Source organism: Rhizobium sp. PP-F2F-G48, assembly GCF_004342335.1.
Classification (GTDB): Bacteria; Pseudomonadota; Alphaproteobacteria; order Rhizobiales; family Rhizobiaceae; genus Ferranicluibacter.
The window spans coordinates 626,898-650,374 of the sequence record NZ_SLVH01000002.1 but is presented as its reverse complement, the minus strand read 5'-3'; the positions used below and the strand labels follow the sequence as shown (position 1 = coordinate 650,374).

The 23,477-nt window shown below is 60.7% G+C and carries 25 protein-coding genes; 19 read left to right on the top strand and 6 right to left on the bottom strand.

Going from position 1 to position 23,477, the window contains the following annotated elements; translation table 11 throughout:
* Window position 1: 1 nt before the first annotated feature.
* The 15 genes from C8J36_RS07655 to C8J36_RS07585 all read left to right on the top strand — a co-directional run bounded on the left by C8J36_RS07655 (window position 2) and on the right by C8J36_RS07585 (window position 11,696).
* A complete protein-coding gene (locus C8J36_RS07655; RefSeq protein WP_132533819.1) occupies window positions 2–541 on the top strand; it encodes a hypothetical protein in 540 nt (179 codons plus the stop codon).
* On the top strand, window positions 538–843 hold the full coding sequence (locus C8J36_RS07650; protein WP_132533817.1) for a head-tail connector protein: 306 nt from the start codon (window positions 538–540) through the stop codon (window positions 841–843). Before C8J36_RS07655 ends, C8J36_RS07650 begins: the two co-directional genes overlap by 4 nt.
* Before the next feature lie 25 nt (window positions 844–868).
* Entirely contained in the window at window positions 869–1,270 is a 402-nt protein-coding gene (locus tag C8J36_RS07645; RefSeq protein ID WP_165914986.1) for an HK97-gp10 family putative phage morphogenesis protein, read from the top strand.
* Window positions 1,263–1,682 (top strand): DUF3168 domain-containing protein, encoded by a 420-nt coding sequence (locus tag C8J36_RS07640; protein ID WP_132533813.1) that lies wholly within the window; start codon window positions 1,263–1,265, stop codon window positions 1,680–1,682. Before C8J36_RS07645 ends, C8J36_RS07640 begins: the two co-directional genes overlap by 8 nt.
* Window positions 1,682–1,996: a phage head closure protein gene (locus C8J36_RS07635; protein WP_348631353.1), complete on the top strand. Its 315-nt coding sequence runs from the start codon at window positions 1,682–1,684 to the stop codon at window positions 1,994–1,996. Before C8J36_RS07640 ends, C8J36_RS07635 begins: the two co-directional genes overlap by 1 nt.
* Window positions 1,993–2,385 (top strand): phage terminase small subunit P27 family, encoded by a 393-nt coding sequence (locus C8J36_RS07630; protein ID WP_132533811.1) that lies wholly within the window; start codon window positions 1,993–1,995, stop codon window positions 2,383–2,385. Before C8J36_RS07635 ends, C8J36_RS07630 begins: the two co-directional genes overlap by 4 nt.
* The gene (locus C8J36_RS07625; RefSeq protein ID WP_132533809.1) at window positions 2,382–4,001 is read left to right on the top strand and encodes a terminase TerL endonuclease subunit; all 1,620 of its coding nucleotides are present in this window, start codon (window positions 2,382–2,384) and stop codon (window positions 3,999–4,001) included. The genes C8J36_RS07630 and C8J36_RS07625 overlap by 4 nt, the downstream gene beginning before the upstream one ends.
* A 10-nt stretch (window positions 4,002–4,011) precedes the next feature.
* Window positions 4,012–6,657 (top strand): phage tail tape measure protein, encoded by a 2,646-nt coding sequence (locus C8J36_RS07620; protein WP_132533807.1) that lies wholly within the window; start codon window positions 4,012–4,014, stop codon window positions 6,655–6,657.
* On the top strand, window positions 6,657–7,007 hold the full coding sequence (locus C8J36_RS07615) for a phage tail protein (protein WP_132533805.1): 351 nt from the start codon (window positions 6,657–6,659) through the stop codon (window positions 7,005–7,007). The genes C8J36_RS07620 and C8J36_RS07615 overlap by 1 nt, the downstream gene beginning before the upstream one ends.
* A gap of 1,233 nt (window positions 7,008–8,240) precedes the next feature.
* Entirely contained in the window at window positions 8,241–8,438 is a 198-nt protein-coding gene (locus tag C8J36_RS07610) for a hypothetical protein (protein ID WP_132533803.1), read from the top strand.
* 51 nt (window positions 8,439–8,489) lie between these two features.
* Window positions 8,490–8,993: a hypothetical protein gene (locus C8J36_RS07605; protein WP_132533801.1), complete on the top strand. Its 504-nt coding sequence runs from the start codon at window positions 8,490–8,492 to the stop codon at window positions 8,991–8,993.
* Window positions 8,994–9,087: 94 nt separating this feature from the next.
* On the top strand, window positions 9,088–9,624 hold the full coding sequence (locus C8J36_RS07600; RefSeq protein ID WP_132533799.1) for a hypothetical protein: 537 nt from the start codon (window positions 9,088–9,090) through the stop codon (window positions 9,622–9,624).
* Window positions 9,624–9,875, top strand: coding sequence for a hypothetical protein (locus C8J36_RS07595; protein ID WP_132533797.1), 252 nt, complete (start codon window positions 9,624–9,626; stop codon window positions 9,873–9,875). Before C8J36_RS07600 ends, C8J36_RS07595 begins: the two co-directional genes overlap by 1 nt.
* A 661-nt stretch (window positions 9,876–10,536) precedes the next feature.
* Window positions 10,537–10,731: a hypothetical protein gene (locus C8J36_RS07590; RefSeq protein WP_132533795.1), complete on the top strand. Its 195-nt coding sequence runs from the start codon at window positions 10,537–10,539 to the stop codon at window positions 10,729–10,731.
* Window positions 10,732–11,183: 452 nt separating this feature from the next.
* The gene (locus C8J36_RS07585) at window positions 11,184–11,696 is read left to right on the top strand and encodes a hypothetical protein (protein ID WP_132533793.1); all 513 of its coding nucleotides are present in this window, start codon (window positions 11,184–11,186) and stop codon (window positions 11,694–11,696) included.
* Between the two features lie 228 nt (window positions 11,697–11,924).
* Here the strand turns inward: C8J36_RS07585 and C8J36_RS07580 are convergent, their stop codons facing one another.
* Entirely contained in the window at window positions 11,925–12,572 is a 648-nt protein-coding gene (locus tag C8J36_RS07580) for an SMI1/KNR4 family protein (RefSeq protein WP_165914985.1), read from the bottom strand.
* A gap of 529 nt (window positions 12,573–13,101) precedes the next feature.
* Here C8J36_RS07580 and C8J36_RS07575 point away from each other — a divergent pair.
* Window positions 13,102–13,428 carry a hypothetical protein gene (locus tag C8J36_RS07575; RefSeq protein WP_207897458.1) on the top strand — a complete coding sequence of 109 codons (327 nt, stop codon included), beginning with the start codon at window positions 13,102–13,104 and terminating at the stop codon, window positions 13,426–13,428.
* Window positions 13,429–13,678: 250 nt separating this feature from the next.
* On the opposite strand, the gene C8J36_RS07565 is transcribed toward C8J36_RS07575, so the two are convergent.
* The 4 genes from C8J36_RS07565 to C8J36_RS07550 all read right to left on the bottom strand — a co-directional run bounded on the left by C8J36_RS07565 (window position 13,679) and on the right by C8J36_RS07550 (window position 17,841).
* Complete coding sequence (locus C8J36_RS07565) at window positions 13,679–14,827, bottom strand: glycine betaine/L-proline ABC transporter ATP-binding protein (RefSeq protein WP_132533789.1); 1,149 nt, start codon at window positions 14,825–14,827, stop codon at window positions 13,679–13,681.
* A complete protein-coding gene (locus C8J36_RS07560) occupies window positions 14,820–15,707 on the bottom strand; it encodes a proline/glycine betaine ABC transporter permease (RefSeq protein ID WP_062594747.1) in 888 nt (295 codons plus the stop codon). The genes C8J36_RS07565 and C8J36_RS07560 overlap by 8 nt, the downstream gene beginning before the upstream one ends.
* A 132-nt stretch (window positions 15,708–15,839) precedes the next feature.
* Complete coding sequence (locus C8J36_RS07555) at window positions 15,840–16,841, bottom strand: ABC transporter substrate-binding protein (RefSeq protein WP_132533787.1); 1,002 nt, start codon at window positions 16,839–16,841, stop codon at window positions 15,840–15,842.
* A gap of 370 nt (window positions 16,842–17,211) precedes the next feature.
* Complete coding sequence (locus tag C8J36_RS07550; protein WP_132533785.1) at window positions 17,212–17,841, bottom strand: TetR/AcrR family transcriptional regulator; 630 nt, start codon at window positions 17,839–17,841, stop codon at window positions 17,212–17,214.
* Window positions 17,842–17,980: 139 nt separating this feature from the next.
* Here C8J36_RS07550 and C8J36_RS07545 point away from each other — a divergent pair, with 139 nt between their 5' ends.
* From C8J36_RS07545 to C8J36_RS07535, 3 genes are all read left to right on the top strand, one after another.
* Window positions 17,981–20,032 (top strand): NADH:flavin oxidoreductase, encoded by a 2,052-nt coding sequence (locus C8J36_RS07545; RefSeq protein ID WP_132533783.1) that lies wholly within the window; start codon window positions 17,981–17,983, stop codon window positions 20,030–20,032.
* A gap of 232 nt (window positions 20,033–20,264) precedes the next feature.
* Complete coding sequence (locus C8J36_RS07540) at window positions 20,265–21,272, top strand: transglutaminase family protein (protein ID WP_132533781.1); 1,008 nt, start codon at window positions 20,265–20,267, stop codon at window positions 21,270–21,272.
* Between the two features lie 33 nt (window positions 21,273–21,305).
* Complete coding sequence (locus C8J36_RS07535) at window positions 21,306–22,127, top strand: transglutaminase family protein (protein WP_132533779.1); 822 nt, start codon at window positions 21,306–21,308, stop codon at window positions 22,125–22,127.
* Window positions 22,128–22,224: 97 nt separating this feature from the next.
* On the opposite strand, the gene C8J36_RS07530 is transcribed toward C8J36_RS07535, so the two are convergent.
* Window positions 22,225–23,214: a site-specific integrase gene (locus C8J36_RS07530; protein ID WP_132533777.1), complete on the bottom strand. Its 990-nt coding sequence runs from the start codon at window positions 23,212–23,214 to the stop codon at window positions 22,225–22,227.
* Window positions 23,215–23,477 lie beyond the last annotated feature (263 nt).

Sequence of the window (23,477 nt, the reverse complement as noted above, 5' to 3'; positions counted from 1 at the left end):
CATGACGCCCGCCGAAGCCCGTGAGATCGATAGGCAGGAGTTCGAAGCTGAATGCGCAGCCGTTCGGCGGCGTCTCTATGAGCATCTTCTTAAGGTGAATGGGCGTCGTGACACGCATGTTCAGCGGTGTATCAGCCGTGGCTACGAGGCACCCCGCCAGCGCTTCAACGTTGCAACCATTGCGCATGCACGGATGAAGCCTTCACCGGCAGCACGCCGTCCCGCAGCGACCTATGAGGCGTTCGGCAGGGTCCAGACGCTCGAACAGTGGGCTAACGAATACGGTATCCAGATTGGCACCATTCGAACCCGCCTCAAGCTCAGGTGGACGATTGAGGCGGCGCTTAGCAAGCCTGTCAAGAACACAGGGTATCGAGCACATAAGAAGGTTCTTAATGAGGTGCTGCGCGAAAGCCGGGTCGTCGCCTCGCTCGGCCGGGGGGTGGTCTCCGACTTTGCGCCTTCAAAGGGGACCGGCGGGGGGAGCACTGCGCGTGAGATTCCCGAAATAGATTTTTCCGAAATGAGCGAAAACGCATGACCATCGTCCCCCTTTCCCTTCTCAAGGCACAGTCGAATATCGACCACGACACCGACGACGCGCTGCTTTCGCACAAGCTGGCAGCGGCCGAAGAGTGGTGCGCGGCCTATCTCGGCAAGCCGCTGTCTGGTTTCGATCCGCTGCCGGCAACCATCGTTGAGGCCGTCCTTCAGCTTGCCGCGCACCTCTATGAGAACCGTGAAGCGGTCCTGATCGGCATCAACGCCTACGATTTGCCCTATGGCACCATCGATTTCTTGCGCCCTTATCGCGTGGAAGTGACCGGCCATGTCGCGGAATAAGACCCTCTCGGAACAGTCGGCTGCTTTGAGCGCGCGCCTTTCTGCCATTCCGCAGGACGTATTGGACGCTCTTCGCCCGGCTCTGATGAAGTCCGGTGAAGAGGTAGCAGCCAACATGCGCGCCCTTGCCGAAGGATCACGCGACAGCGGCGCGCTGATCGACAGCATCGAAGTCACCGGCCCCGGACAGACCACGCCCGCCTATGCCGAGGGCGGCGGGAAGCGCACGGCCGGCCCGAATCAGGTGCTTGTCACCGTGGGTAACGAGACCATGCGTCACGGGCATCTTATCGAGTTCGGCACCGTCAATCATGAGGCTCAGCCGTTCATGCTGCCGGCTTTTCGGATCGCGAAGCCGAAGGCGGAACGCCGTATCCAGCGCGCAATCACCACGGCCCTGAAGAATCGGAAGCTCAGCAATGATTGAGCCTAGCGTTGCCCTGCGCACCGCAATCCGTGCCGCGTTGATCGACACGCCGGCCGTTACCGCAATGGTGCAGCCTGACCACATCCGCGCCGGCTCGACGCGGCCGGAACATATGCCGATGATCATTATGAGCGACGGCCAGACCGTGTTCCTTGGACACGCTGCCGGCTCGCAGTATGTCGCGCGTGTCTATGTCGACCTCCACATTTGGGCTATGGAAGACCGTAACGACACGGCCAAGGCTATAGGCTTTGCGGTCATGAACGTCCTGAAGCACGCGCCCGCGACGGCAGGTTTCGACGTTGACGAATGGGCTCTCCCGGTCGTGCGTTGGATGCGCGACCCTGATCCCGATAAGGCCTACACGCACGGCGTCATGACGGTCGAAGCCGTCATGCGGTGGAGCATCTGATGCGCGCCGGGAAGCTTGATCGCGTCATCTCCATTGAACGTCAGGCCGATGTTATCGCGCCTTCAGGCAGCGTGTCTAGCCTGTGGTCGATCATCGCAACGACGCGCGCTGAGATCGTTCAGCAGTCGTCTAACGAGTTCCTGACCGGCTTTGGCGAGGCTGAAACGGGCACCATCATTTTCCGTGTCCGATATGTGCCAGGCATCACCACGAAGGACCGCGTGACCTACAACGGCGCGGCCTACGACCTTGAGGAGATCAAGGAGATTGGCAGGCGGCGCGGCCTTGAGCTTCGAGCGGTCGCAACGTTATGACGCGCGGCCTGAAGCCTTCGACGATCACGCCCGGCACGTCGCCGGTTGTCACGGTTCCGCCGCCGCCCGCATACCTGTCGAAGGATGCGAAGGCGGAATGGCGTCGTGTCGCGCCGATCCTGATCCTTGAGCGGAAGGTTGTCACGTTCGCGGACATGGGAGCGCTCGAAAACTACTGCATTGCGCTTGGCACCATGCGGGAACTGCACCGGCTGCTTCAGGTCGAAGGCCACGTTTCCGCGTCCGGTAAGCGCCATCCTGCCAGCACTGCCCTTATTCAGGCGCAACAGATGCAGCTTCGCGCGGCGGGCGAACTTGGCCTTACGCCTTCGGCCCGGTCGCGTGCCGTCATGATGGAAGCGGACGACGAAGAGGGCTTGGATCTATGAGCGCCCTTGTCATCCGGCCCGAATGGTTGTTCGACGGCTCACCTATCGAAGACACGTTCGGAGATGGCGAGCGCGCTATCCAGTGGCTGCGCAAGAACCGGCATCCGAAGAACCCGGCACCCGGCCATCCTTTCCAGCTTGACGAATGGCAGGAACGTATCATCCGCGCCATCTTCGGGCCGCGCAACCCGGACGGCACCCGCAAGATTAAGAAGGTTGTCATTCAGCTTGGTCGTGGATCGCGCAAGACCGCGCTTGCCGCTGCCATCGTCCTGCTTTGCGCCTTCGGCCCTGAGAAGGTGCCGGGCGGTCTTATCCAGTCCGCAGCCTTTGCCCGGAAGCAGGCGCGCGAACTGTTCGAGGAAGTCGCGCTGATTGTGTCGCAGGACGGCCGCTATAAGGGCACGGCCCGTGTTCGGGACTATAAGAGCCAGATCGTCAACGCCAAGACTCGGACGCGCTACGAAGCCGTGTCATCGGAAGGTCTTGGTCATCACGGCTCGACGCCTTCTGTCGTGGTCGCGGATGAGCTTCATGCATGGACGACCGAGAAGCACCGTGAGCTTTGGCGCGTGCTGTCGTCGGCGCTCGACAAGACGAACAATGGCCTCATGGTCGTGCTGACGACTGCCGGCCGTGGACAGGAGACGCTTGCCTACAAGGAAGTGGCAGCGGCGCGGAAGATCCAGCTTGGCGAGATCACCGACCCGCACACCCTGCCGGTGATCTTTGAAGGCTCGGCCGATGTCGATTGGAAGGACGAGGCCAATTGGCACAAGTTGCTGCCGGGCCTCGCACATGGCTACCCGTCGCTTCAGGCGCTTCGGGAGCGGGCTATCAAGGCTCAGTATTCCATCATCGAGCGCGAGATCCTTCAGCAGCTTTACCTCGGCGTCTGGCAGAACCAGAGTTCCAGCCCGTTCGTGGACATGGCCGGCTATGACCGTTGCGGCACGGTCCCGGTGGACTTCTCTAAGTTCGGAAAGTCGCGGCCGTGCTTTCTTGGCGTAGACCTCTCTGAAGTTTCGGACCTGACGGCAGTGGTTGCCGCGTGGCCGACCGATGATGGCGGTTATGTCGTCAAGCCGTGGTTCTTCTGCCCGGCAGACGTGATGGCAAAGAAGGCACGCGTCGAGGGCGTGAACTATCAGGATTGGGCGACCGCCGAACTTATCACGCCCACGCCCGGCGCTGCCGTCGATTACGATTTCGTGGAAGCTAAGATCCGCGAGCTTGATAAGGAATTCGACGTGCGGCAGATCGCGTTCGATCCGTGGCGCGCGCAGAAGCTACAGCAGAACCTCATGAACGACAGCTTGCCGGTAGTCGATTTCCGGCAGGGCTTCATTTCCATGTCACCGGCCTGCGATGAGGTCGAACGCGCCATCCTCGCCGGCAAGTTCTATCATTCGGGCCATCCCATCCTTCGATGGAACTTCGACAACGTTGCTGTGGTGCGTGACGCGGCCGGCAACCGGAAGTTCGACAAGTCGAAGTCCCGCGACAAGATCGACGGTGCTGTCGCCGCCCTCATGGCCGTGCGTTTTGCCGCGATCTATCAGGACAACCTCTCCCGCTACAACGATCCCGATGCCGATGGCATCTTCACCTTTTAAGGAATAACGAATGGACGTCGCACTTCCCGGCCTTGTGGTCGATATCGAGGCCCGCGTCGATAAGCTGGAAAAGGGCATGGCGCGCGCGAATGCGATCCAGCAGCGTGGCAGCAAGGCCCTTGAGGCTCGCGCCCGGCAGTCTGCCCGCAACATGGAACAGACCTACGCCAAGGCCGGCAGCAATATCGCCAGCAGCATGGAGAAGGCATTCGGCACCATGGCGAAGGGCGGCGCTGCCGTCGCTGTCGCGGGCGGTATGGTCATGGCCGTGAAGGAGATCGCGTCCTCGATCGCGGAGGTTGATCGCGAAGCGCGTAAGGCTGGCGTCACCGCGAAGGTCTGGCAGCAGTGGGCGAACGTCGCCACCGCAGCCGGCATGAGCATTGATGGCATGACCGACGCTCTTAAGGAATTGAACATCCGTGGTGATGAGTTCGCAGAGACGGGCAAGGGCAGCGCGGAAGAGTCGTTTAAGCGGCTCGGCTATAGCGTCTCCGATGTTGCGGAGCGCTTGAAAGATCCATCTCGATTCATGGATGAGATCATCGGCAAGCTCCAGAAGCTGGACGCGGCAGCGCAGACCCGTATCCTCGATGAGGTGTTCGGCGGCACCGGTGCCGAAGAGCTTGCCAAGACGCTCGGCCTGTCTGTCGGTGAGATCCAGCGCCTGCGCAACGAAGGCGCGTTGTTCACGGAAGAGCAGATTGCAGCCGCGAAGAAGATCGATAGCGAATGGGCGACCATGTGGCGCAACTTCACGGTTTACGCGAAGCAGGCGGCTGTCGAGGGCGTTGGCGTGGCGAGCAAGATCATGGGCGCGCTTTACCCCGACTTCGGCGGGGAGGTGCGCGACAAGGCGATTGAACGTTACAATTCGCCGGAAGAGCAGCTTAAGCGGCTTCAGGCTCAGCGCGCCGGCATCGTCAAGGAAATTAATCGCGTCAAGGCGCAGAAGGATAACCTGATTCAGGGCGCGGAACTGCGCAACCTCGCCATTGCCTTGAGTGCCGTCGATGAAGAGATCCACAAGGTCACGGGAGGTTCAAAGGAGTTTAAGGAAGTCCTGAAGGGCCTTTCCGACATCACCACGAACTTCGGCCGCGACATGAAGATGAACGCGGAACGGGCGAAAAACTTCGGTGAAGCTCTGACCGACCTGAAGAACCTCGTGCCGGAACTGAAGGCCGAACTGGACACGCTTGCGCAGTCGAGCGCGATGGAGACCGCCTACCAGAAGGCGGTGAAGAACGCCCGGTCTATGGGCGAAGTCTGGCAGGCGACCGACATCGCCAATCGTGCCAAGAGCATTCAGCAGTTCGGCAAGCACGACAATATCCTCGACCTTGTTGCGTCCGTCGAGAGCGGAGGCGACTACAACGCCACGCTCGACCACGGACGCTGGACGAACGGCGCACAGAACCTCACCGGCATGACGCTGAATCAGGTCCGCGACCTTCAGCGCCAGATGCTCGCTAACCCGGCGAACCGCGCACTCTACGGTGACGGCAAGGGTTCGTCGGCTCTTGGTCGTTACCAGATCACGGGCGCGACCCTTGAAGGCCTCATGAAGGAACTTGGCCTGTCCGGTGATCGCCTCTACGATCAGGCCACCCAGGACGAACTTGCGCGCGCGCTATTGCGTCGTCGCGGCAATGATCCGGCCGGCCTGCGCAATGAGTGGGAAGGCTTGCGCCGTGTTGATGACGGCACGATCCGCAACGCCTATGACGGCACGCCTACGGCCGCCCAGAAGCTTGAACCGACGACTGCGCAACAGCAGGCCGTCGAACTTGCGAAGCAGCAGGACGAAGCCCGCAAGAGCCTGAATCGGACGGTGCAGGAAGGCTTGGACCTTGCCCGGTTCGAGCAGTCGATTTCCGGCATGTCGGCAAATCAGCAGCGTGTCGAGCTTCAGCTTTATCAGGCCAAGGTAGAGGCAGGGCGCGCCGGCATCACGCTGTCCGATGCCGAACTGGCGAAGATGCGCGAACAGATCACGCTCACCGGTGAGTTGAACACGAAGAATCAGGAGGTGGCGACCTCGGCCGAAGGGCTCAAGAACGCGCAGGAGTATTTTGCAGAGGGCTTTACCAGCAGCCTCAGCGGTCTGTTGACCGGCACTCAGACGCTTCAGGGCGCGGTGCAGAACCTGCTTAGCAGCCTCGTAGACGCCACGCTTCAGGCTGCACTTCTCGGCAAGGGTCCGCTTGCCGGCATCCTTGGCGGTGCAGGTAGCGGCATCCTTGGCGCGATCTTCGGTTTTGCGGACGGTGGTATCGCTGCGAACGGCAAGCCTGTTCCTCTGAAGCGCTTCGCTAAGGGCGGGATCTCGCGTTCTGCCGCGATCTTCGGTGAGGCTGGACCTGAAGCCGCCGTGCCGCTGCCGGATGGCCGGAACATCCCGGTCGATCTCCGCATGCCGAAGATCCCACAGCTTCCTTCTGCCCGTCAGGCGTCAGTGCGGGAAGCAACTGCGCAGTCCATCACGATCAATGCACCCGTGACCGTCACCGGATCCTCCGGCACGCCGGATCAGAACGCGGACCTCGCTCGTCGGACGGCGCGCGAGATGGAAGCGACCATGCGCGGCGTCGTCGCTGACGAAATTCGCCGTCAGAGCAGGCCCGGTAACACGCTTAATTCGAGGGGGCGCTAATGCCCTTGGCGACCTTCAGCCCGCCCGTCGCACCGTCGCCCGGCACCTCGCACAAGCCGACCGTGAACCTCTGGGAGGCGGAGTTCGGGGACGGCTACAGCCAGCCGACGCCCAAGGGCATCAACCATATTCGCCGTCAGGTCTCCCTGTCGTGGAACGCTTTGGTCTACAACGACATGCGCGTGATCGTGGATTTCTTTGAGGCGAGGGGAGGTAATGAGCCGTTCCTGTTCAAGCCCTACGGCGAGCCTACTGCCCGGAAGTGGACCTGTAAGGAGTGGACTTTCGCTGCGGAATCGCCGTGGACGGTCTCTGCGCAGCTTGTCGAGAGTTTTAGCCTCGCTGTTTGACTCAGAGCGAGTCACTGGCGCGTTTGAGGCTTTGGGATGAGGGTTTGCCTATCCGGTCCCTCAAACGCCTCTCTATGAGTCGCTATGGCGGAAAGATTGAGGATTCACTCGGGGAATAAAATCCTGTATACTCTGAGATGAGATGCATTTTAGCAGGCAAAAGCGCTTACGCGGAAATCTTGCTATAATACGAAGAAGCCCTCGACAGTGTGCTTTTCTGTCGAGGGCGTTGAATGCTGCTTCTGAGTTCAGCGTGTTCACTTATAGGATTAAATTCCTTTAATGTCAACCCTGTTTCAGCGGCTCCCCTTTAGGAGCGTCGTTAGCTCCATGAGGACCATACTGGCCTTGGATGCGAGGGCGATACCGGGAACATGACCGGCGCTATCAGTCAGCCAGAGACGAACGGAAGATCGCGCTGACAGGCTCCCCGATGGAAAACATCGGACGCACCAGCGGGTTATCGCCGCACCGGGAAACCGCTGGAATGGATGCAATAAAAAGATGGACGCAATGTGAAACGCTGACAGGATCAGCAACCACAACGTCCGGTCACGTATCGATTGAAGGAAAGTCGAGCGTGGCGCTCACCGCTTTGCCCGCAAGGGCAGGATTACGGAGTGCTGCTAGGCAAATGGAAGCCGCCTAGTGGGCCTAACCAGCCAGAACTCTTCACCACCTGTTTGACGCAGAAATCCCCCTCGACTTGAACACTCGCCGGCCTTGTGTCGGCTTTTATAGGTTGTTCAAGTCGAGGGGGAATAAGTCCTATTCCCGCAGGTTATTGTGATGGGATGAGATTAGATGATGCTCGAACAGTCAAGCGAGCGAATGCGAGCTGGCAAGCGAAGCGCGCAGGGAGGGAGCAAAGCGACCGAGTGTCATCCAACATTTCCAGAATGCACCATCCCGGCTAGTCGTGAACTTTCTCTGCCTTTCGTATGCAGCCGCTCAGGCATCCCGCTATAAGTGAAATATCAACCGGTCGTCTTTGGTCATTCGACCGGTTGCTGTTTGGAGAAAACCAAGAAAGCCGGACGCAACGGCTTCCATCTTTTGCGTCTAGCACCATAAAGGCCCTCATGTCTCCCTCGGCATGAGGGCCTTTTTATTTCAAAAGTAAGTAAGTGCTTACTTATAACTAAGCTATTGAAATAATTTATCTTTGGCGCTTGCCAAAGCAGCCGAATTGAATCAAAACGGCCTTGCACAATCACGTAAGGCAACACCGAAATGCAGCCAGCCGCATACTTCCACACTGACAACTACTTCAATGCCATCGATGCCGTCGAGGGCATCGCCCGGAAGTTCGATCCGGCAGCGCCGGATGATCTTCGCACCAAAATCATTGAAGCCCTCGGCACGCTCGGCATTTGGCCGATGCTGATATTCGCCGGGACCGATGAGGGAAACGTGCTCATAGTCGCTTGACAACTTTGGTCGGTTACTGTAACCGTAACCAAACAATAAAGGAGTTGTCCTATGGCGATGACAAGCGCAGAAAAAGTCCGAGCCTACCGGGAGCGCCAAAAGGCAAAATCCGAAGATGCCGAACGGGATGCGGCACCGACTACATACTTGAGACCATTCCATGCTTTCATGGAAGGTCGTCATGTCGACTTCGAAGAAAACCTTGACGCTTATGGCATCCACATCAGCGGAACTGATCTCAGCAAAGAAATGCAGACGTTCGAGACGGAAGCGCCTTGGGAGAAGCCGTTCTCAGCGCTCGAAAGAGCGCACGGAATGATGGGTGTCATGCTTGACGGCGCGAAAGAACTTGCGGCCCTCATCAACGAATACAAGCTTCATGAGATCGAACACGCGATCAATGCCGCGCACGAAGCAAGTGCCTCTTTACCACGCGGCGACGTTGAAGCTTTGAAGAAATCCTTTGCAGAGATCGAACGCCTGAAGGCGATCCGTTCGAAGCTTCGGAAGCCAACGCGGCACACGCTGCTAAGCGTTGGCGCAAAGGGCGAATAGTCCCTCAAGAATGGGAACGACAAGGCTCTGCTACCACACTTCGCCTTGTCGCCCCTCAATCCAGATTCACCGCGATAGCTAGAAGGAAATCGCAATGACGACCGAAAATAACATGACCCAGACGCCCGCTGCAACGCTTACTGAATATATCGATAGCACGGCAGGGGAGGGAAATTTGAACTCCGCAGGCAATTGCCTCGAATGGAGCGAAGACTTGCGCGGCGGGATTGCCGAATGGCTGAAGGGGCGTATTGAAGCCAATGCTGGCGCAGACGATCCGGCAGATCTTGCGTTGGAGGATTTACGCGAAGTCCTCGAAAACCTTGAGGGCGCTGTTTATGACGTCCGGCACTTCATCACCGCTTATTTTGAACAGTCAGGTGCTCTTGCGAATGTCCGCGCTGCGATCCTTGCTTTCGACGCGATGCCGACCGACGCCAACCGGCTGAAGTTGATGGAAGTTTCAGAGCCGCTTGTGTGGCATGTTATCCCGATGGACGCGGCTACGAAGGCTATTATCCGTAAGTATGCTAGCAACCGGCTCTGGCGGTCAAATGTCCATTACGGCACTGTCTGGAGTATTGCTCACCAGAATTTCAACCCCGCGCTAATCGTCCCGGAGGCCGCGTAATGGCGCTCTCCCCGGAACTGAAGCGTATGGTTCTCGACGGGCAGGTGCGTCACGCCGATCCCCTTGAAGCCAAGCGGGCCGAAATCCTCGCTCGGCTGGCCGACGACGAGCGCGAATTCGCGATGCTTTCTTATGACGATTGTAGGCCGTCTATTCGGGACCGGCTGGCGAGGCTCGGTCTTGAGCGGGCTACGAAGCAGGAGCTTCGCGAAATCATCATGGATGTAATGATGCGCAACGCGGACGCTTAATCATACATTGCTCGAATGAGTGGGAGGCTCACCGCAGATTGCGGTGAGCTTTTTTTGTGGAGAGATCTGTTAGCCGGTTGTGTTTCTAATTTATTCCACCACATTATTGATTGTCCTCACTTCGAGGACAGTCAGGAGGTTTCCTTTGGAAGCTTTTTTGGTCCCCCTGATCTCAAGGCTTGGCGGTTGATCCCTGCTTTGAGGTGTCTCTAAATGGGGTTGGGTTAAGGCTGAAAGGAATCCGGGGGTGGGATCAATGCCCCCGGTCTGCGTGAGCGGGGATAAGGGCGGATGCCCGAATCTCAGAGGAGCCTCTCATACAGGCCAACCTCGGTAGCGACCGGCAGATAGTAGCCGATGATGGAACGTAGAGACGCCTTGCGTCTAGCGGATGGACCCGGGGCAGTGCTCCGGCAAATCGACCGCTAGAGGCACTAGAGAGAGCGAACCATCGAACTCACTGCGCTTTCGACCATTTGAGGTCAGACAGCTCTTATGCGGTAGCTGGCGAGCTTCGCATTTCAGCATCATAGGTGTTGTGTTTCTACGGAGTGTGCGGGAAGTCTCCGACTAGATCTAGTCTCAGTGGCGATTCAGCTAGACTCGCTGGAATTGGCGTATTAATGTTTGTTCATCAAATGTTCGAGGCAAGAGGGTAGTGATGATGATCAGGAGATCTCCGTTCGGGCCATTGCCAGGTTTCAATCCTTTAGAAGAGTTCGATCTACCGCACGGCGGTATCACCGACCCGCAAAGTAGCTACCTCAAGACGCCCCTCATAAGGCCAACGACTAATATGCAAGAGCGTGTCGAAAAAGAGCTGAAGAAGGATACGGATAAAGAAAGCAAAGACTAGCTTCTTATCGTGGCACCCTCCTAGCTGATCATTGGAGAAGAGCATGTCAGACATCAAACGCGTTATCGTCAACGATGGTTTTTCAAGGTCGCCTGCGATTACAAGTGGCAGTGACCATGTGCAAAAGACCTTTATGAAGAACCCTGTGATTAAGCCGTCCTCGGAACCAAGCACTCCCGTCGCTTCTAGTGCCCCGGCCGCTCGAAGCGGCGCAACCGGTTCGAACGGTGGGCAAACGCAGGGTAAAAGTTAAATTTAGCGAGAATGGAGTTTAACCAGATGGCGGAAAAGCATCCAATCTTGCCACCGGGCGTTATGCTAGTAAGCGTGGACCGACCCGGTAATTTAGAAATAAACAGCTATCTCAGAACTCCGATTATACGTCCGGTAGCGGCGTTGCCAGCCGAACAGCCACAGCCTGTGCAGCCACCCCAGAAGGTTCCAGACAGCAAATGATCGAACAGAGTGTCGAAGCCGGGTTCCAATGGCTTCCGAAGACATTCAGTTTGGTGGAAGTAATCGCTGCTGTAGGCGCATTAGGCTCGCTTTTCGCCCTCTTAGCGGCCGTTTTTGCATTAGTTCAAAATAGTAAAGCCAGGAACCTTTCTACAGTAGTGGAAGTAACTAGGCAGCTCGCAGCTGAACGTGAGAAAGCTCATATTGCCGGCATATATGGAATGTCGCCAGCGCAATTCTATGCTTATCAAATGATGCACCTGATGGAGCATACATGCTTCTTGGTCGGTCATAACTTGGTCACCGGGAAGGCTCGCGAGTTCCTGTTAGACTGGCTGAGGCTGGAGATTCCTTCCATGGATGACCAAGAAGAATTTAAACAGATCATCGCGAAAGCCACGGACGGCGAACTGAGCGAATTTTTTAAGATGCGAGCGTTCTTTGAGAGAGAGAAACGTCAGAAGGCAAGTGCTGCACGACACCGTGGTGACTTTCCACTACAAAATTGACAACAAAGTCTGCTACAAAACCCGTGTTAAGTCATGCTTTAAGTGACTGATATTGAACGATTTATTTTTTTATTAGCGTTTCCCATCTTCTCCGCCATTCCCGCCGATATTACGCTATGGCGCGATATTCCGCTCGATGGTTACTCAATCACCGCCGAATTCTGCATGGGCGTCCGACTTGTCCCTATCTGTAGCGACAAAGGATGAGCGCCTCTCGACCCTGCTCATTCAGCCTTCCGTCATGCTTTGATCGCGAGGGCCAGCTGGCATCACTCCCCGGTAGGGCCGCCCCTCGTGAAAGGTCAGCGTAGGGCGGCGTAGTCCTGTGAAAAAGGTCGTGAAATCCGGCCATACGGCTTCGAAAGGTGCATCGTTGCCGGGGGTCCAGCGCACGTCGTCAAACAAAACCACGCGCGGCTCGGTTCGTCCGTTCCCATAGTCGAGGCAGAGATAGTCGTCCCATCCCTCCTGGCCTATCCGGATCAATCGGCCGGCTTCGGGAAGGTGCTCGCGCCATGAATAGTCCGGGTCGTAGTCGAATGTCTCCTGTAGCGCTTCCATGCTCGTGAGATCGCCGAGCGGCAGCAGCGCCTCGCCAGGCAAGCTCCCGCGCCACCACCTGTCGAAATCGGCTTCGACCGGAGCAAGCGGTGCGCCGGGCTCGATCGCCGAGTAGATGAAGTCTGAACCGCCGCCATTCTGCTCCAGGTAAAGGGTTCGGAGCAAATTTGGCAACACGACGTTCAGCCGCTCCTCGGTCGCGCGGATCAGCGCGGCGTCGGCATGGGGCGGGTTAGACCAGTGAGGCTCTCCACGGAAGAACGTCGCGGTGCTCGGCTCGCCCGGTTCTATGATAAAGGGAGGGTAGGAAGGCATGGGCGATCTCCTCTTCATGCGTTGCGGGGCGAAGCAAGGACGAGGCGGCCTGCTGTTCCAGCGATGCTACAAGCCACCCGCCCATCGAGAATGGCCAAAACCGCTGATGAACTGCGCCAATTGGCACTGAAAGTAGCGCCGTGCAGTGTTAGAGTGCAATAGCGTAGACGTCGTGCTCATCATCGTCGGGCGTGGCCCTCCATTTATCTTCTTCATTCACCCGGTTTTTCGACGGTCCAATCGGTGATTGGATCTGCACGTTCGCGCAAGTCTGACGCTTTGCGGGAACGCCTATCGTTTCACCGCCGGATCCCGAAACGTCTTCAGCCGAGTCTCGGCCAATCTCCCGTTCGCTTCCCTCTCACGTCCGACGCATCTTCGCTGGCGCGCGTCTGACGGAAAGTTTATCTTGGGGGTTGATGGCGTTGCGGGCGGGGATCACCATCTTCAGGGCAATTCGATACCGTCTTCGTCACGCGCGTTGCCGTGTCGTGGTGGCGGGGATAGCTAGCCTTCAAAGGAGACGTTCATGAGCGCCGCGTTCGGGCCCTATGTCCAGATGGTCAAACTCGCCCAGCAGATGGCGGTCATGTATCAGGCCGACGGGAACCTCGATCTGGAGCCGCTGGTGACGCATTATGTCGATGAGGTGAAGGTCAACGTGCGGTCGGATGCGTTCGATCATCAGGGCTTCATCGACCGGATCCGGGAGGCTTTGTCCGCCGAGGCGACACGGGCGGGCGACAGTCGGCGCGGCACTTACCTTCGGTCGGTGGTCGAGGCGCTCGACGTCTGCGCGACGTCTTTCTCCGGCAATCTGGGCACGAAAACGCGCCCTGCCAGCAAGACGCTGTAATCGCGCGCGCGGGTTCCGCCACGCGCTTCTGCGCGTGCAGTCCGCTCGGTCGCAGGGGCGAGGCCGAGGAGATCGCCCGGGCGGCGCTTTTCTTTGGCTCGGACGAATCGAGCTTCGTCGATGATGCCCGAGGTCTCGCCGACGGCGGACAGGGCCAGGGCCGAGAGCCCACCCGCGGCTGCGGGCAGACGTCCGGTTCCGAGCCTGCCTTGAGGCCGGTTCACGTGAGTCCGGTTCACCTGAGGCCGGCTCAGGCGACGTGGGAGCGGCCCTCCGGCATCGGCCGGCCGATGTCGGGTTCCCCAATACCGTGAGCCCCTATGCCGTGAGCCCCGATTTCGTGAGCATTGACCATGGCGCCCGCAAGCTGGCGGAAACTGACCGTGCCCACGGGCTGGCCGCTGGCGTCCACCACTGTGGCCTCATCCTCGGGCACGCCGACCAGCAGGCGAAGCGCCTCCTCGATCGTGACGGTCGAGGCCATGGTGCGGCCACCGGATGCCGTGCCACCGGACGCCGGTCCGCGCAGCGGCGTCATCACCGCCTCGACATGAACGACGCGACCGCGGTTCACCTCGCGCACGAAGCTTGCGACATAGTCGTCGGCGGGGCGCAGCACGATATCCTGGCTCGTGCCCTGCTGGATCACCTCGCCATCGCGCAGGATGGCGATCTGGTCGCCGAGCCGCAGCGCCTCGTCGAGATCGTGCGTGATGAAGACGATGGTCTTGCGGATCTCCGCCTGGATGTCGAGGAGCACCGACTGCATGTCCATGCGAATCAGCGGGTCGAGCGCGGAATAGGCCTCGTCCATCAGCAGCACAGGCGCATCGTTGGACAGTGCACGGGCGAGCCCCACGCGCTGCTGCATGCCGCCCGAAAGCTGGTTCGGATATTTGCTCTCGAAGCCTTTCAGCCCCACCCGCTCCAGCCAGCGCATGGCGATGTCGCGCGACGTCGTGCGCTCGATGCCCTGGATCTCCAGGCCGAACATGGTGTTGTCGAGCACGCTGCGATGCGGCAGCAGGGCGAACTTCTGGAACACCATGGCCGTCTGGTGGCGCCGGAAACTGCGCAGCTCGGCCGGTCCCATCTTCACGACGTCGACGCCATCCACCAGCACCTCGCCGGCGGTCGGGTCGATCAGCCGGTTGATATGGCGGATCAGCGTGGACTTGCCGGAGCCGGACAGGCCCATGATCACCTGGATCGAGCCGGAGGCGATCTCGATATTGATATCGCGAAGCCCCAGCACATGGCCGTGCAAGGCGTTGAGCTCGGTCTTCGTCATGCCGTTGCGCACCGCCTCGACATGGGCTGCCGCATTGGGGCCGAAGATCTTGTAGAGATTGCGCACGGCGATGCCGCCGAAAGCCTTGGACGCAAGGGGGTCAGCCATGGACGATCTCCCGGTGTTTCTGCAGGCGCTTGCCATAGGCCTGGCTGACGCGGTCGAAGATGATGGCGATGCCGACGATGGCCAGTCCGTTGAACATGCCGAGCGTGAAATACTGGTTGGCGATGGCTTTGAGCACCGGCTGGCCGAGACCCTGAACGCCGATCATCGAGGCCACCACGACCATGGCGAGCGCCATCATGATCGTCTGGTTGATACCGGCCATGATGGTGGGAAGGGCGAGGGGGAGCTGCACCTTGAAGAGTTTTTGGCGATCCGACGTGCCGAAGGCATCGGCCGCCTCCAGCACGTCCTTGTCCACGAGCCGGATGCCGAGGTCGGTCAGCCGGATCATCGGGGGGATGGCGTAGATGACGACGGCGATGAGGCCGGGCACGCGACCGATGCCGAGCAGCATGACCACGGGAATGAGATAGACGAAGCTCGGCATGGTCTGCATCACGTCGAGGATCGGATTGACGATCCGCCGGAACGTATCGGAGCGCGCCATGAGAATGCCGATCGGCAGGCCGACCGCGATCGACAGCACCGTGCAGACGAAGATCATCGCGACCGTCCGCATCGTGTCGGTCCACATGTCGAAATAGCCGATGAGCAGCAGCGTCACGAGACAGCCGAGCACGATCTTCACGCTGCGGCTGGCAAACCAGGCGATCGTCAGGATGATCGCGGTGATGATCGGCCAGGGCGTCTGCGTCATGAAGCGATCGGTCGCGAGCAGGAAGGTCTGGAGCGGCGAGAACAGGCTTTCGATCGCGTCGCCATATGTCCGGGTGAAGGCCCGAAATCCCTCGTCGATGGTCTTTTTCAAGTTGCGAAGCGCGTCGTCATCCATGTGTGGAAATGTGTAAAACCATTCCATGCGGGTCCCTTTCTCTGGAAGGAGCCGTGCGACGTCTTTTTCTTCTTCTGACGGCAAGCGGGAGGCGGCGTGCGCCGGCGCCGGGCCCAGATAGGCTCAAGCGCCGGCGCACACCGCCTCAAAGGACGGAGCTCAGAGCGCCGCTTCGATCTTCGCGGCCGCGTCGGCCGAAACCCACTTGGTCCAGATCTCCTTGTTTTCCTTCAGGAAGTGCTTGGCGCCGTCTTCGCCGCTCGCCTGGTTGTCGGTCATCCAGGCCATCAGCTTGCCGATGGTCTCGTTGCTCCAGGAGCGCTTTTCGAGATAGGCCATGACCTCTGGCCCGGCCTTCTCGGAGAAGGGCTTGGCCACCAGCGTCACGATGGTGTCGACCGGCCAGGCGTTGGGCTTGGGGTCCGGGCAATCGGCAACCGTGTTGCAGCGCTTCCATTCGGCCGCATCCGCCGGTGCGCCGGCGTCGAGCTTGACCATCGGATACTTGCCGAGCAGGGCGGTCGGTGCCCAGTAATAGGCGGCAAAGCCCTTCTCGCGCTCATAGGCCTTGGCGATCGCGCCGTCGAGGCCGGCGGCGGAGCCGGTATCGACCAGCGTGAAGTTTGCCTTCTCGCCGTCATAGGCTTTGAAGAGCTGCGTCGTCACCACCGTGCCGCCCCAGCCCTGCGGGCCGTTGAGCACGGCGCCCTTGCTCGGGTCTTCCTCGCTCGGAAACAGGTCGGGATGCTTCAGGAGGTCGGGAATGGTCTTGATGTCGGGATGCTTGTCGGCAAGATATTTCGGGATCCACCAGCCCTGGTTGCCGCCATCCGGCAAAGGCGAGCCGACCTTGACGATGCGGCCTTCTTCCGTGCCCTTGGCGACGACGTCCGGCAGCAGATCAACCCAGGCTTCGGGCGCGATATCCGGCTGGCCCTTTTCGGCCATGGAGGTGATGGTGGGAACGGTGTCGCCGACCGTGATTTCCGCCTGACAGCCATAGCCTTCGTTGAGGATCAGCTTGTCGAGATTGGAGATGACCTCCGCGCTCTGCCAGTTCATGCTGGCAATGGTGACGCTGCCGCATTCGGCCGCGCTGGCGACGGAGAGGCCGGCAAACAGGCCCATGGTGAGGCAGGTGGAGGCGAGTAGTTTCTTCATTATCGTTCCCCTTTTTATGGATGAGCGGCAAGGCAGAAAAAGCGGGACGCCGCAGACATCCGCTTCATAGGCTTGGAGATTCATAGGCCCCGAAGAACAGTCTCCTTATTCCGATCTTCGGCGCAGACCGCATCTGCGGCCCGCAGGTCTCCTTTCGTGAAAGGCCAGGGCCCTCGCGTGATGCAGGGAGTGTGGCGGATGGACCGGGCGACCGACAGTCCTGCCGCGCCATTCCAGGGCGCGATTAGACAGGCCTCGGCGCGATCAAACGGGCGCAACAGGTGGGTCGATGGACGTGTCGGCATAAGGATCGGTCGCTGCGCGGTGGCCATCGGGCCGGTGTTCGATATCGCCGCGACCGCCATTTCCGCTATCCCTGCAGGTAGCCGTGGCGGGCATGGAAACGGTCGAGCTCTCGCCTTTGCGGTTCCTGACCGGTGAAGATGGCGATGTACTGCGGAATGCGCTTCATCCGCAGCGCCACGTCCTCGCGGGCCTGCATGGAGATATAGCCGATCTGCACGAGATAGGTGGTGCGCGCGCGGACATCCGCCGCCACGTCGTCATGGCCGAAGCGTGCGAACATGCGGGCGAGCGCCGCCATGCGCGCCGCATCCGCGCGCTGCACCTCCGCCTCGATCTCGGGCGATTGCAGCGCCCAGCTGCGCACAGCAAATTCGAAGCGGGCATCGAACAGCGCGGTGTCGAGCCAGCAGTCGAACACGTTCAGCATCGCCTCGACGAGCGTCTCCGCATAGGCCTCCGACTGCCGGATGATGTTGCCGGTATTCGTGTCGCGCCAGCGGTCGATCAGCGCATCGAGCAGCGCCTCGCGATCCTTGAAGAACCAGTAGAAGCTGGTGCGCGACAGGCCGAGTTGCTTGGCGAGCGGCAGGATCTTGACCGAATCCACCCCGGATTCCAGCAGCGAGGTGTAGGCGGCATCGAACCACCCCTCGTAAGACCCCCGCCAGCCGCTGTCGCTCACCGCTTGCTCCATACCCTCATGCCTACCAAATCCCGGCCCAGTGAACAAGGTGAATGTACAGGCCTGTTTTGCGGATTGACACATGTGTACATTTCTCGTTAGCCTCCGGCCCCGACGCATCGACCCCCGACGCATCAATCGGAGCTACGGCATGTCCAGCGATCCCCTCCTGCAGCCCTACCGGCTGAAGCATCTGACCCTGCGCAACCGCATCATCGTGACGTCGCACGAACCGGCCTATCCCGAAGACGGCATGCCGAAGGCGCGCTACAGGGCCTATACGGTGGAGCGGGCGAGGGGCGGCGTCGCCCTGACGATGACGGCGGGCTCGGCCGCCGTGTCGAAGGACAGCCCGCCGGTGTTCAACAATCTGCTCGCCTACAAGGACGAGATCGTCCCCTATATCCGCGAGATGACGGATGCCGTGCATGAAGAGGGCGCGGCGATCATGATCCAGCTGACCCATCTCGGCCGGCGGACCCGCTGGGACAAGGGCGACTGGCTGCCCGTGGTTGCCCCGTCGCACCAGCGGGAGGCCGCACACCGGGCCTTTCCGAAGAAGCTCGAAGACTGGGACATCGCCCGGATCATCAAGGATTTTGCCGACGCGGCCGAGCGCATGAAGGCGGGCGGCATGGATGGCGTCGAGCTCGAAGCCTATGGCCACCTGATCGACCAGTTCACCTCGCCGGCCACCAACGAACTCGACGGCCCCTATGGCGGCGCCTCGCTCGACACGCGCCTGCGCTTCTGTCTCGACGTGTTCAGGGCGATGCGCGCCCGCGTGGGCGAGGATTTCATTCTCGGCGTGCGCTACACGGCGGACGAATGTCTGCCCGGCGGCACGGGGCAGGCCGAGGGTCTGGAGATCTCGCGCCGCCTGCGCGACAGCGGTCTGATCGACTATCTCAACGTCATCCGCGGCCATATCGATACCGATCCCGGCCTCACCGACGTCATCCCCATCCAGGGCATGGCCAATTCCCCGCATCTCGACTTTGCCGGCGAGATCCGCGCCGCGACCAATTTCCCGACCTTCCACGCGGCCAAGATCCCCGACGTGGCCACGGCCCGCCATGCGATCGCGAGCGGCAAGGTGGACATGGTCGGCATGACGCGGGCGCATATGACCGACCCGCATATCGTGCGCAAGATCATCGAGAAGCGCGAAGAGGACATCCGCCCCTGTGTCGGGGCCAATTATTGTCTCGACCGCATCTATCAGGGCGGCATGGCCTTCTGCATCCACAATGCGGCGACCGGCCGTGAGGAGACCATGCCGCACACGATCGCCAAAGCCGACGTCCTGCGCCGGATCGTCATCGTCGGCGCGGGACCGGCGGGGCTGGAAGCCGCCCGTGTTTCGGCCGAGCGGGGCCACCACGTCGTCGTCTTCGAGGCGGCCAACCAGCCCGGCGGGCAGATTCGCCTGACCGCGCAGAGCGAGCGCCGGCGCGAGATGATGAGCATCATCGACTGGCGCATGGCCCAGTGCGAAAAACAGGGCGTCACCTTCCACTTCAACAGCTGGGCGGATGCCGAGACGATCGCGGCCGAGCAACCCGACGTCGTGATCATCGCCACCGGCGGCCTGCCGCACACGGATGTTCTCTCCACCGGAAACGATCTCGTCGTGTCTGCCTGGGACATCCTGTCGGGCGACGTGAAACCCGGCACCAACGTGCTGGTGTTCGACGATGCCGGCGACCATGCCGGCCTGCAGGCTGCCGAGATCATCGCGAAATCGGGCGCGAAGGTCGAAATCATGACGCCGGATCGCGCCTTCGCGCCGGAGGTGATGGCGATGAATCTCGTGCCCTACATGCGCACGCTGCAGGCGCTCGACGCCACATTCACGGTCACCTACCGGCTTCACTCCGCCGAGCGTCGCGGCAACGCCATCGTCGCCCGCGTCGGCAGCGATTACGGCGGCAACCTCAGCGCCGGCGCGAAGGAGCGCATCGTCGACCAGATCGTCGTCAATCACGGCACCATCCCGCTCGACGATCTCTATTTCGAGCTCCGCCCCGCTTCCCGCAACCTTGGCGAAGTCTCTTACGACGCCCTTTTGGCGGGAGAACCCCAGACCCTCGTCCACAACCCCGCCGGCACCTATCGCCTTTTCCGCATCGGCGACGCCGTCGCGGCGCGCAATACCCATGCCGCGATCTACGATGCGCTGCGTCTGGCGAAGGATTTGTGAGCGAGGCGCGGCACGAGGCTGGACGGCTTCGGGAAGAGACCGGGATGGCCGCCGTCGTGCCTGCTGTCTGAAGCAAGGTCAGGCGCGCGCGTCCCGCGTCGCGGCCATGGACAGCGGGCAGGCGTTTGTCCGACCTCTTTCGCATGCCGGTCCGCTGCGGCGAACCTGAATTTCCCTCCATTTTATCAGCTTTCCCAGCGACGGGCGGCAGGCGAGGTGCTAACGTCGGCTAATGGTTCTCTTCTCGGTTCACCACAAGACGTCCTATCGTTACAAGCGGCCGGTCGGCTTCGGCGAGCACCGGTTGATGTTTCGACCGCGCGACAGTTTCGACCAGACGCTGCTGGAGGCATCGCTTCATGTGTCGCCGGAGCCGAGCTATGTCCGCTGGATTCATGACGTCTTCGGCAATTGCGTGGCTCTGGTCGGGTTCGAGAAGCCCGCGCGGGACCTGGCCTTCGAGACGCTGATCCGGCTGGAACACACGCCGCATGTGCCGATCGACTTCGAGATCGACGAAGAGGCGCGAACCTATCCTTTCGCCTACGATCCGGAAGAGGCTTTCGACCTTGAGCAGACGATGAAACGCCATTGTCCGGACCCCGAAGATCAGGTGGGGAAATGGGCACGCCAGTTCGTGCGCGTCGGCCGGCCGACGGAGACCGGGCATCTGCTGATGACGCTCTGCTTCGCGATCCGCGAAGGCTTCGTCTATGCGCGCCGGCAGGAACATGGGACGCAGCAACCTTTGGAAACCTTGCGTCTGCGCAAGGGAACGTGCCGCGATTTCGCGCTGCTGATGATGGAGGCCGCCCGCGCCCTGGGCCTCGCGGCCCGCTTCGTCACCGGCTATATCTATGTGCCGAGCCGGGATGGACAGGTGACGCTCGGTGGCGGATCGACCCATGCCTGGTGCCAGGTCTATCTGCCGGGAGCAGGCTGGGTGGAGTTCGATCCGACCAACGGCATCGTCGGCAACCGGGACCTGATCCGCGTCGGCGTGGCCCGCACGCCCCGGCAGGCGGTGCCGCTTTCGGGAAGCTATGACGGCAAGAAGGGCGACTTCGACAGCATGACCGTGCAGGTCAACGTCATCAGCGAAGCGTTGCAGGCAGGCAGCGTCGCGCAGCCCGCAAACGTCAATGCGCATCCCGAAGGCCAAAAATCCGACGTCATCGACGCCTCGGAGCGCGCGCACGCGCAACCATCCGTCTCACACGCCGTTTCCCGTCCAGCATGACCTCCCGCCACGCCGCACCGAAGGATAGAGCATTTGAAGATCAAAGCCGGGTTCCACATCAGCTATGAATGCCAACACGACACCGCGATGCTGCTGGTGCTCAACATTCATCCTTCCAGGCGCGTGGACCTGCTGACGGACCAGGTTTTGCAGTTCGACCGGCCGATCGAGGCCTGGGAATATGTCGATGGCTTCGGCAACAGTTGCAGCCGGATCGTCGCCCCGGCCGGCATCACGACGCTTTCGACCACCTTCGAGATCTACGACAGCGGCCAGCCCGATCTGATCCCCTATGATGCCGTTCAGCACTCGATCAAGGATCTGCCCGACGACGTGCTGGTCTTCCTGCTCGGCAGCCGCTATTGCGACACCGACCGCCTCTCGAACTTCGCATGGCAGACTTTTTCCCATACGCCCCCGGGCTGGCCCCGCGTGGCGGCGATCCTCTCCTTCGCCCACAATCATATACGCTTCGACTATATGAAGGCCGATTCGACGCGATCGGCCTTTGGCGGCTTTACGGACCGGGTGGGCGTCTGTCGCGATTTCGCGCATCTCGCCATCACGCTCTGCCGGGCGATGAATATCCCGGCGCGCTACTGCACCGGCTATCTCGGCGATATCGGCGTGCCGATCGACGTCAATCCGATGGATTTCAGCGCCTGGTTCGAGGTCTATCTCGGCGGTCACTGGCATACGGCCGATGCCCGGCACAACAAGCCCCGGATCGGTCGCATCCTGATGGCGACCGGACGCGATGCGACCGACGTCGCGCTTTCCACCGCTTTCGGTCCCGCGACCCTGGTGCGCTTCGACGTGGTGACGGACGAAATACTGCAGGATGGCGCGCAGTAGCTCGCTCGCGGCGACAAGCCCGGACGGTGCCGATGTCGCGGCCCGTCCGGGTAAGGCTTCTCGGTTCTCGAATGGGGTTCTCCGGTGATCTGCGACCTCAGCAGGCCGGCGCCGAAGGCGCCTGTTGCGGCATGCGCTTGGCTTTCGCCGCTGCGGCGAAGGTCTTGTTGGCGCGCTCCAGCACCGGCACGCAGAGATCGAGATCGTGCGAGGCGAGGTGGGCATAGCGCATCGTCATCTGCAGCGTCTGGTGGCCGAGCCACATCTGCACGCGGCGGATATCGATGCCGCCGCGCACGAGCCGCGACGCGCAGGTATGGCGCAGCACATGCGGCACGAGATCGGGATCGTCGAGAAAGCCTGAATCCTGCTTGGCAAGCTTCCACACCGTGCGGAACTGTTGCTGATCGATGCCGGAAAAAGGTCCGAGACCGCGCGATGTGGCGTGACCGATAGCCTTGCGGGCTCGGGTTGTCAGCGGAACGGAGCGGCTGCGGCCGGATTTGGTGATCCAGAAGGTTGCCATGGAGCCCTGCAGGTCGTTCCAGCGCAGGCCGAGCGCTTCTCCGAGACGCGCACCGCTATCCACCAGGAAGATGCAGAGCCGTCGATAGAGCTCGTTGCGCGCGCCGATCGCGGCGAAGAGGCGCGCCTCCTCATCGTGCTCCAGGAAACGGACGCGCCCGGCGCGTTCTTTCTGCCGGGTGAAATCCGGCAGGACGGAGATGTCGCCCATCTTGTGCGCCTTGCGCAGGAGCTTGCTCAGCGCCGACATTTTGCGGTTGATCGTCGCATTGCTGTTGCCGCGCTTGCGCAGTGCATTGAGCAGACGGTCGAGCATATCCTGGGAGAAGCCGGCAAATTCCTTCTCCGCCATCATTTCGTAGAGATCGTGGATGAAGGCGACGACATTGGCCTTGTGCTTGCCGCCCTCCCACAGCGTGTCGCCGTACCGATCGAGAAGCGTGACGAGCGTATGGGTGGCCGGCGGCTCGAAATCGCGCCCCGCGCGCAATGTATAGGACAGCCCGGAAAACGAACCGGCGCCATAAGTCTCCGCCGTGAAGGGCTTGCCGCTGATATCCATGAATGCCGTCTCCAATGATGCGTCCCGTGACGGACGCCGATGCAAATGCTCTCTGCACGGCGGAAAAGCCGCACAGAATGATGGGCCCAGGTTCGCGATATCGGCATCGAGATACGATGCAGACCATGCGGACGTGGGAAGCGTGATCGCTTCAAATGTTTCGAAAGCCGGACCGATGCGCGATGCACCGGATCCAGCGTATGGAATATGCCTTATACAGGCCATACTTATTTTCAAAATTCCAAAACCACAAGGCCCGCAGT

Excerpts from the sequence above, each read along its gene's own strand:
- C8J36_RS07650 (WP_132533817.1), top strand. The coding sequence starts at position 538 with ATGACCATCGTCCCCCTTTCCCTTCTCAAGGCACAGTCGAATATCGAC.
- C8J36_RS07575 (WP_207897458.1), top strand. The coding sequence starts at position 13,102 with ATGAGCGCCGCGTTCGGGCCCTATGTCCAGATGGTCAAACTCGCCCAG.
- C8J36_RS07560 (WP_062594747.1), bottom strand. The coding sequence starts at position 15,707 with ATGGAATGGTTTTACACATTTCCACACATGGATGACGACGCGCTTCGC.
- C8J36_RS07530 (WP_132533777.1), bottom strand. The coding sequence starts at position 23,214 with ATGGATATCAGCGGCAAGCCCTTCACGGCGGAGACTTATGGCGCCGGT.
- C8J36_RS07580 (WP_165914985.1), bottom strand. The coding sequence starts at position 12,572 with ATGCCTTCCTACCCTCCCTTTATCATAGAACCGGGCGAGCCGAGCACC.
- C8J36_RS07620 (WP_132533807.1), top strand. The coding sequence starts at position 4,012 with ATGGACGTCGCACTTCCCGGCCTTGTGGTCGATATCGAGGCCCGCGTC.
- C8J36_RS07600 (WP_132533799.1), top strand. The coding sequence starts at position 9,088 with ATGACGACCGAAAATAACATGACCCAGACGCCCGCTGCAACGCTTACT.
- C8J36_RS07625 (WP_132533809.1), top strand. The coding sequence starts at position 2,382 with ATGAGCGCCCTTGTCATCCGGCCCGAATGGTTGTTCGACGGCTCACCT.
- C8J36_RS07540 (WP_132533781.1), top strand. The coding sequence starts at position 20,265 with ATGGTTCTCTTCTCGGTTCACCACAAGACGTCCTATCGTTACAAGCGG.
- C8J36_RS07585 (WP_132533793.1), top strand. The coding sequence starts at position 11,184 with ATGATCGAACAGAGTGTCGAAGCCGGGTTCCAATGGCTTCCGAAGACA.
- C8J36_RS07590 (WP_132533795.1), top strand. The coding sequence starts at position 10,537 with ATGATGATCAGGAGATCTCCGTTCGGGCCATTGCCAGGTTTCAATCCT.
- C8J36_RS07630 (WP_132533811.1), top strand. The coding sequence starts at position 1,993 with ATGACGCGCGGCCTGAAGCCTTCGACGATCACGCCCGGCACGTCGCCG.
- C8J36_RS07610 (WP_132533803.1), top strand. The coding sequence starts at position 8,241 with ATGCAGCCAGCCGCATACTTCCACACTGACAACTACTTCAATGCCATC.
- C8J36_RS07640 (WP_132533813.1), top strand. The coding sequence starts at position 1,263 with ATGATTGAGCCTAGCGTTGCCCTGCGCACCGCAATCCGTGCCGCGTTG.
- C8J36_RS07595 (WP_132533797.1), top strand. The coding sequence starts at position 9,624 with ATGGCGCTCTCCCCGGAACTGAAGCGTATGGTTCTCGACGGGCAGGTG.
- C8J36_RS07550 (WP_132533785.1), bottom strand. The coding sequence starts at position 17,841 with ATGGAGCAAGCGGTGAGCGACAGCGGCTGGCGGGGGTCTTACGAGGGG.
- C8J36_RS07615 (WP_132533805.1), top strand. The coding sequence starts at position 6,657 with ATGCCCTTGGCGACCTTCAGCCCGCCCGTCGCACCGTCGCCCGGCACC.
- C8J36_RS07565 (WP_132533789.1), bottom strand. The coding sequence starts at position 14,827 with ATGGCTGACCCCCTTGCGTCCAAGGCTTTCGGCGGCATCGCCGTGCGC.
- C8J36_RS07635 (WP_348631353.1), top strand. The coding sequence starts at position 1,682 with ATGCGCGCCGGGAAGCTTGATCGCGTCATCTCCATTGAACGTCAGGCC.
- C8J36_RS07555 (WP_132533787.1), bottom strand. The coding sequence starts at position 16,841 with ATGAAGAAACTACTCGCCTCCACCTGCCTCACCATGGGCCTGTTTGCC.
- C8J36_RS07545 (WP_132533783.1), top strand. The coding sequence starts at position 17,981 with ATGTCCAGCGATCCCCTCCTGCAGCCCTACCGGCTGAAGCATCTGACC.
- C8J36_RS07655 (WP_132533819.1), top strand. The coding sequence starts at position 2 with ATGACGCCCGCCGAAGCCCGTGAGATCGATAGGCAGGAGTTCGAAGCT.
- C8J36_RS07605 (WP_132533801.1), top strand. The coding sequence starts at position 8,490 with ATGGCGATGACAAGCGCAGAAAAAGTCCGAGCCTACCGGGAGCGCCAA.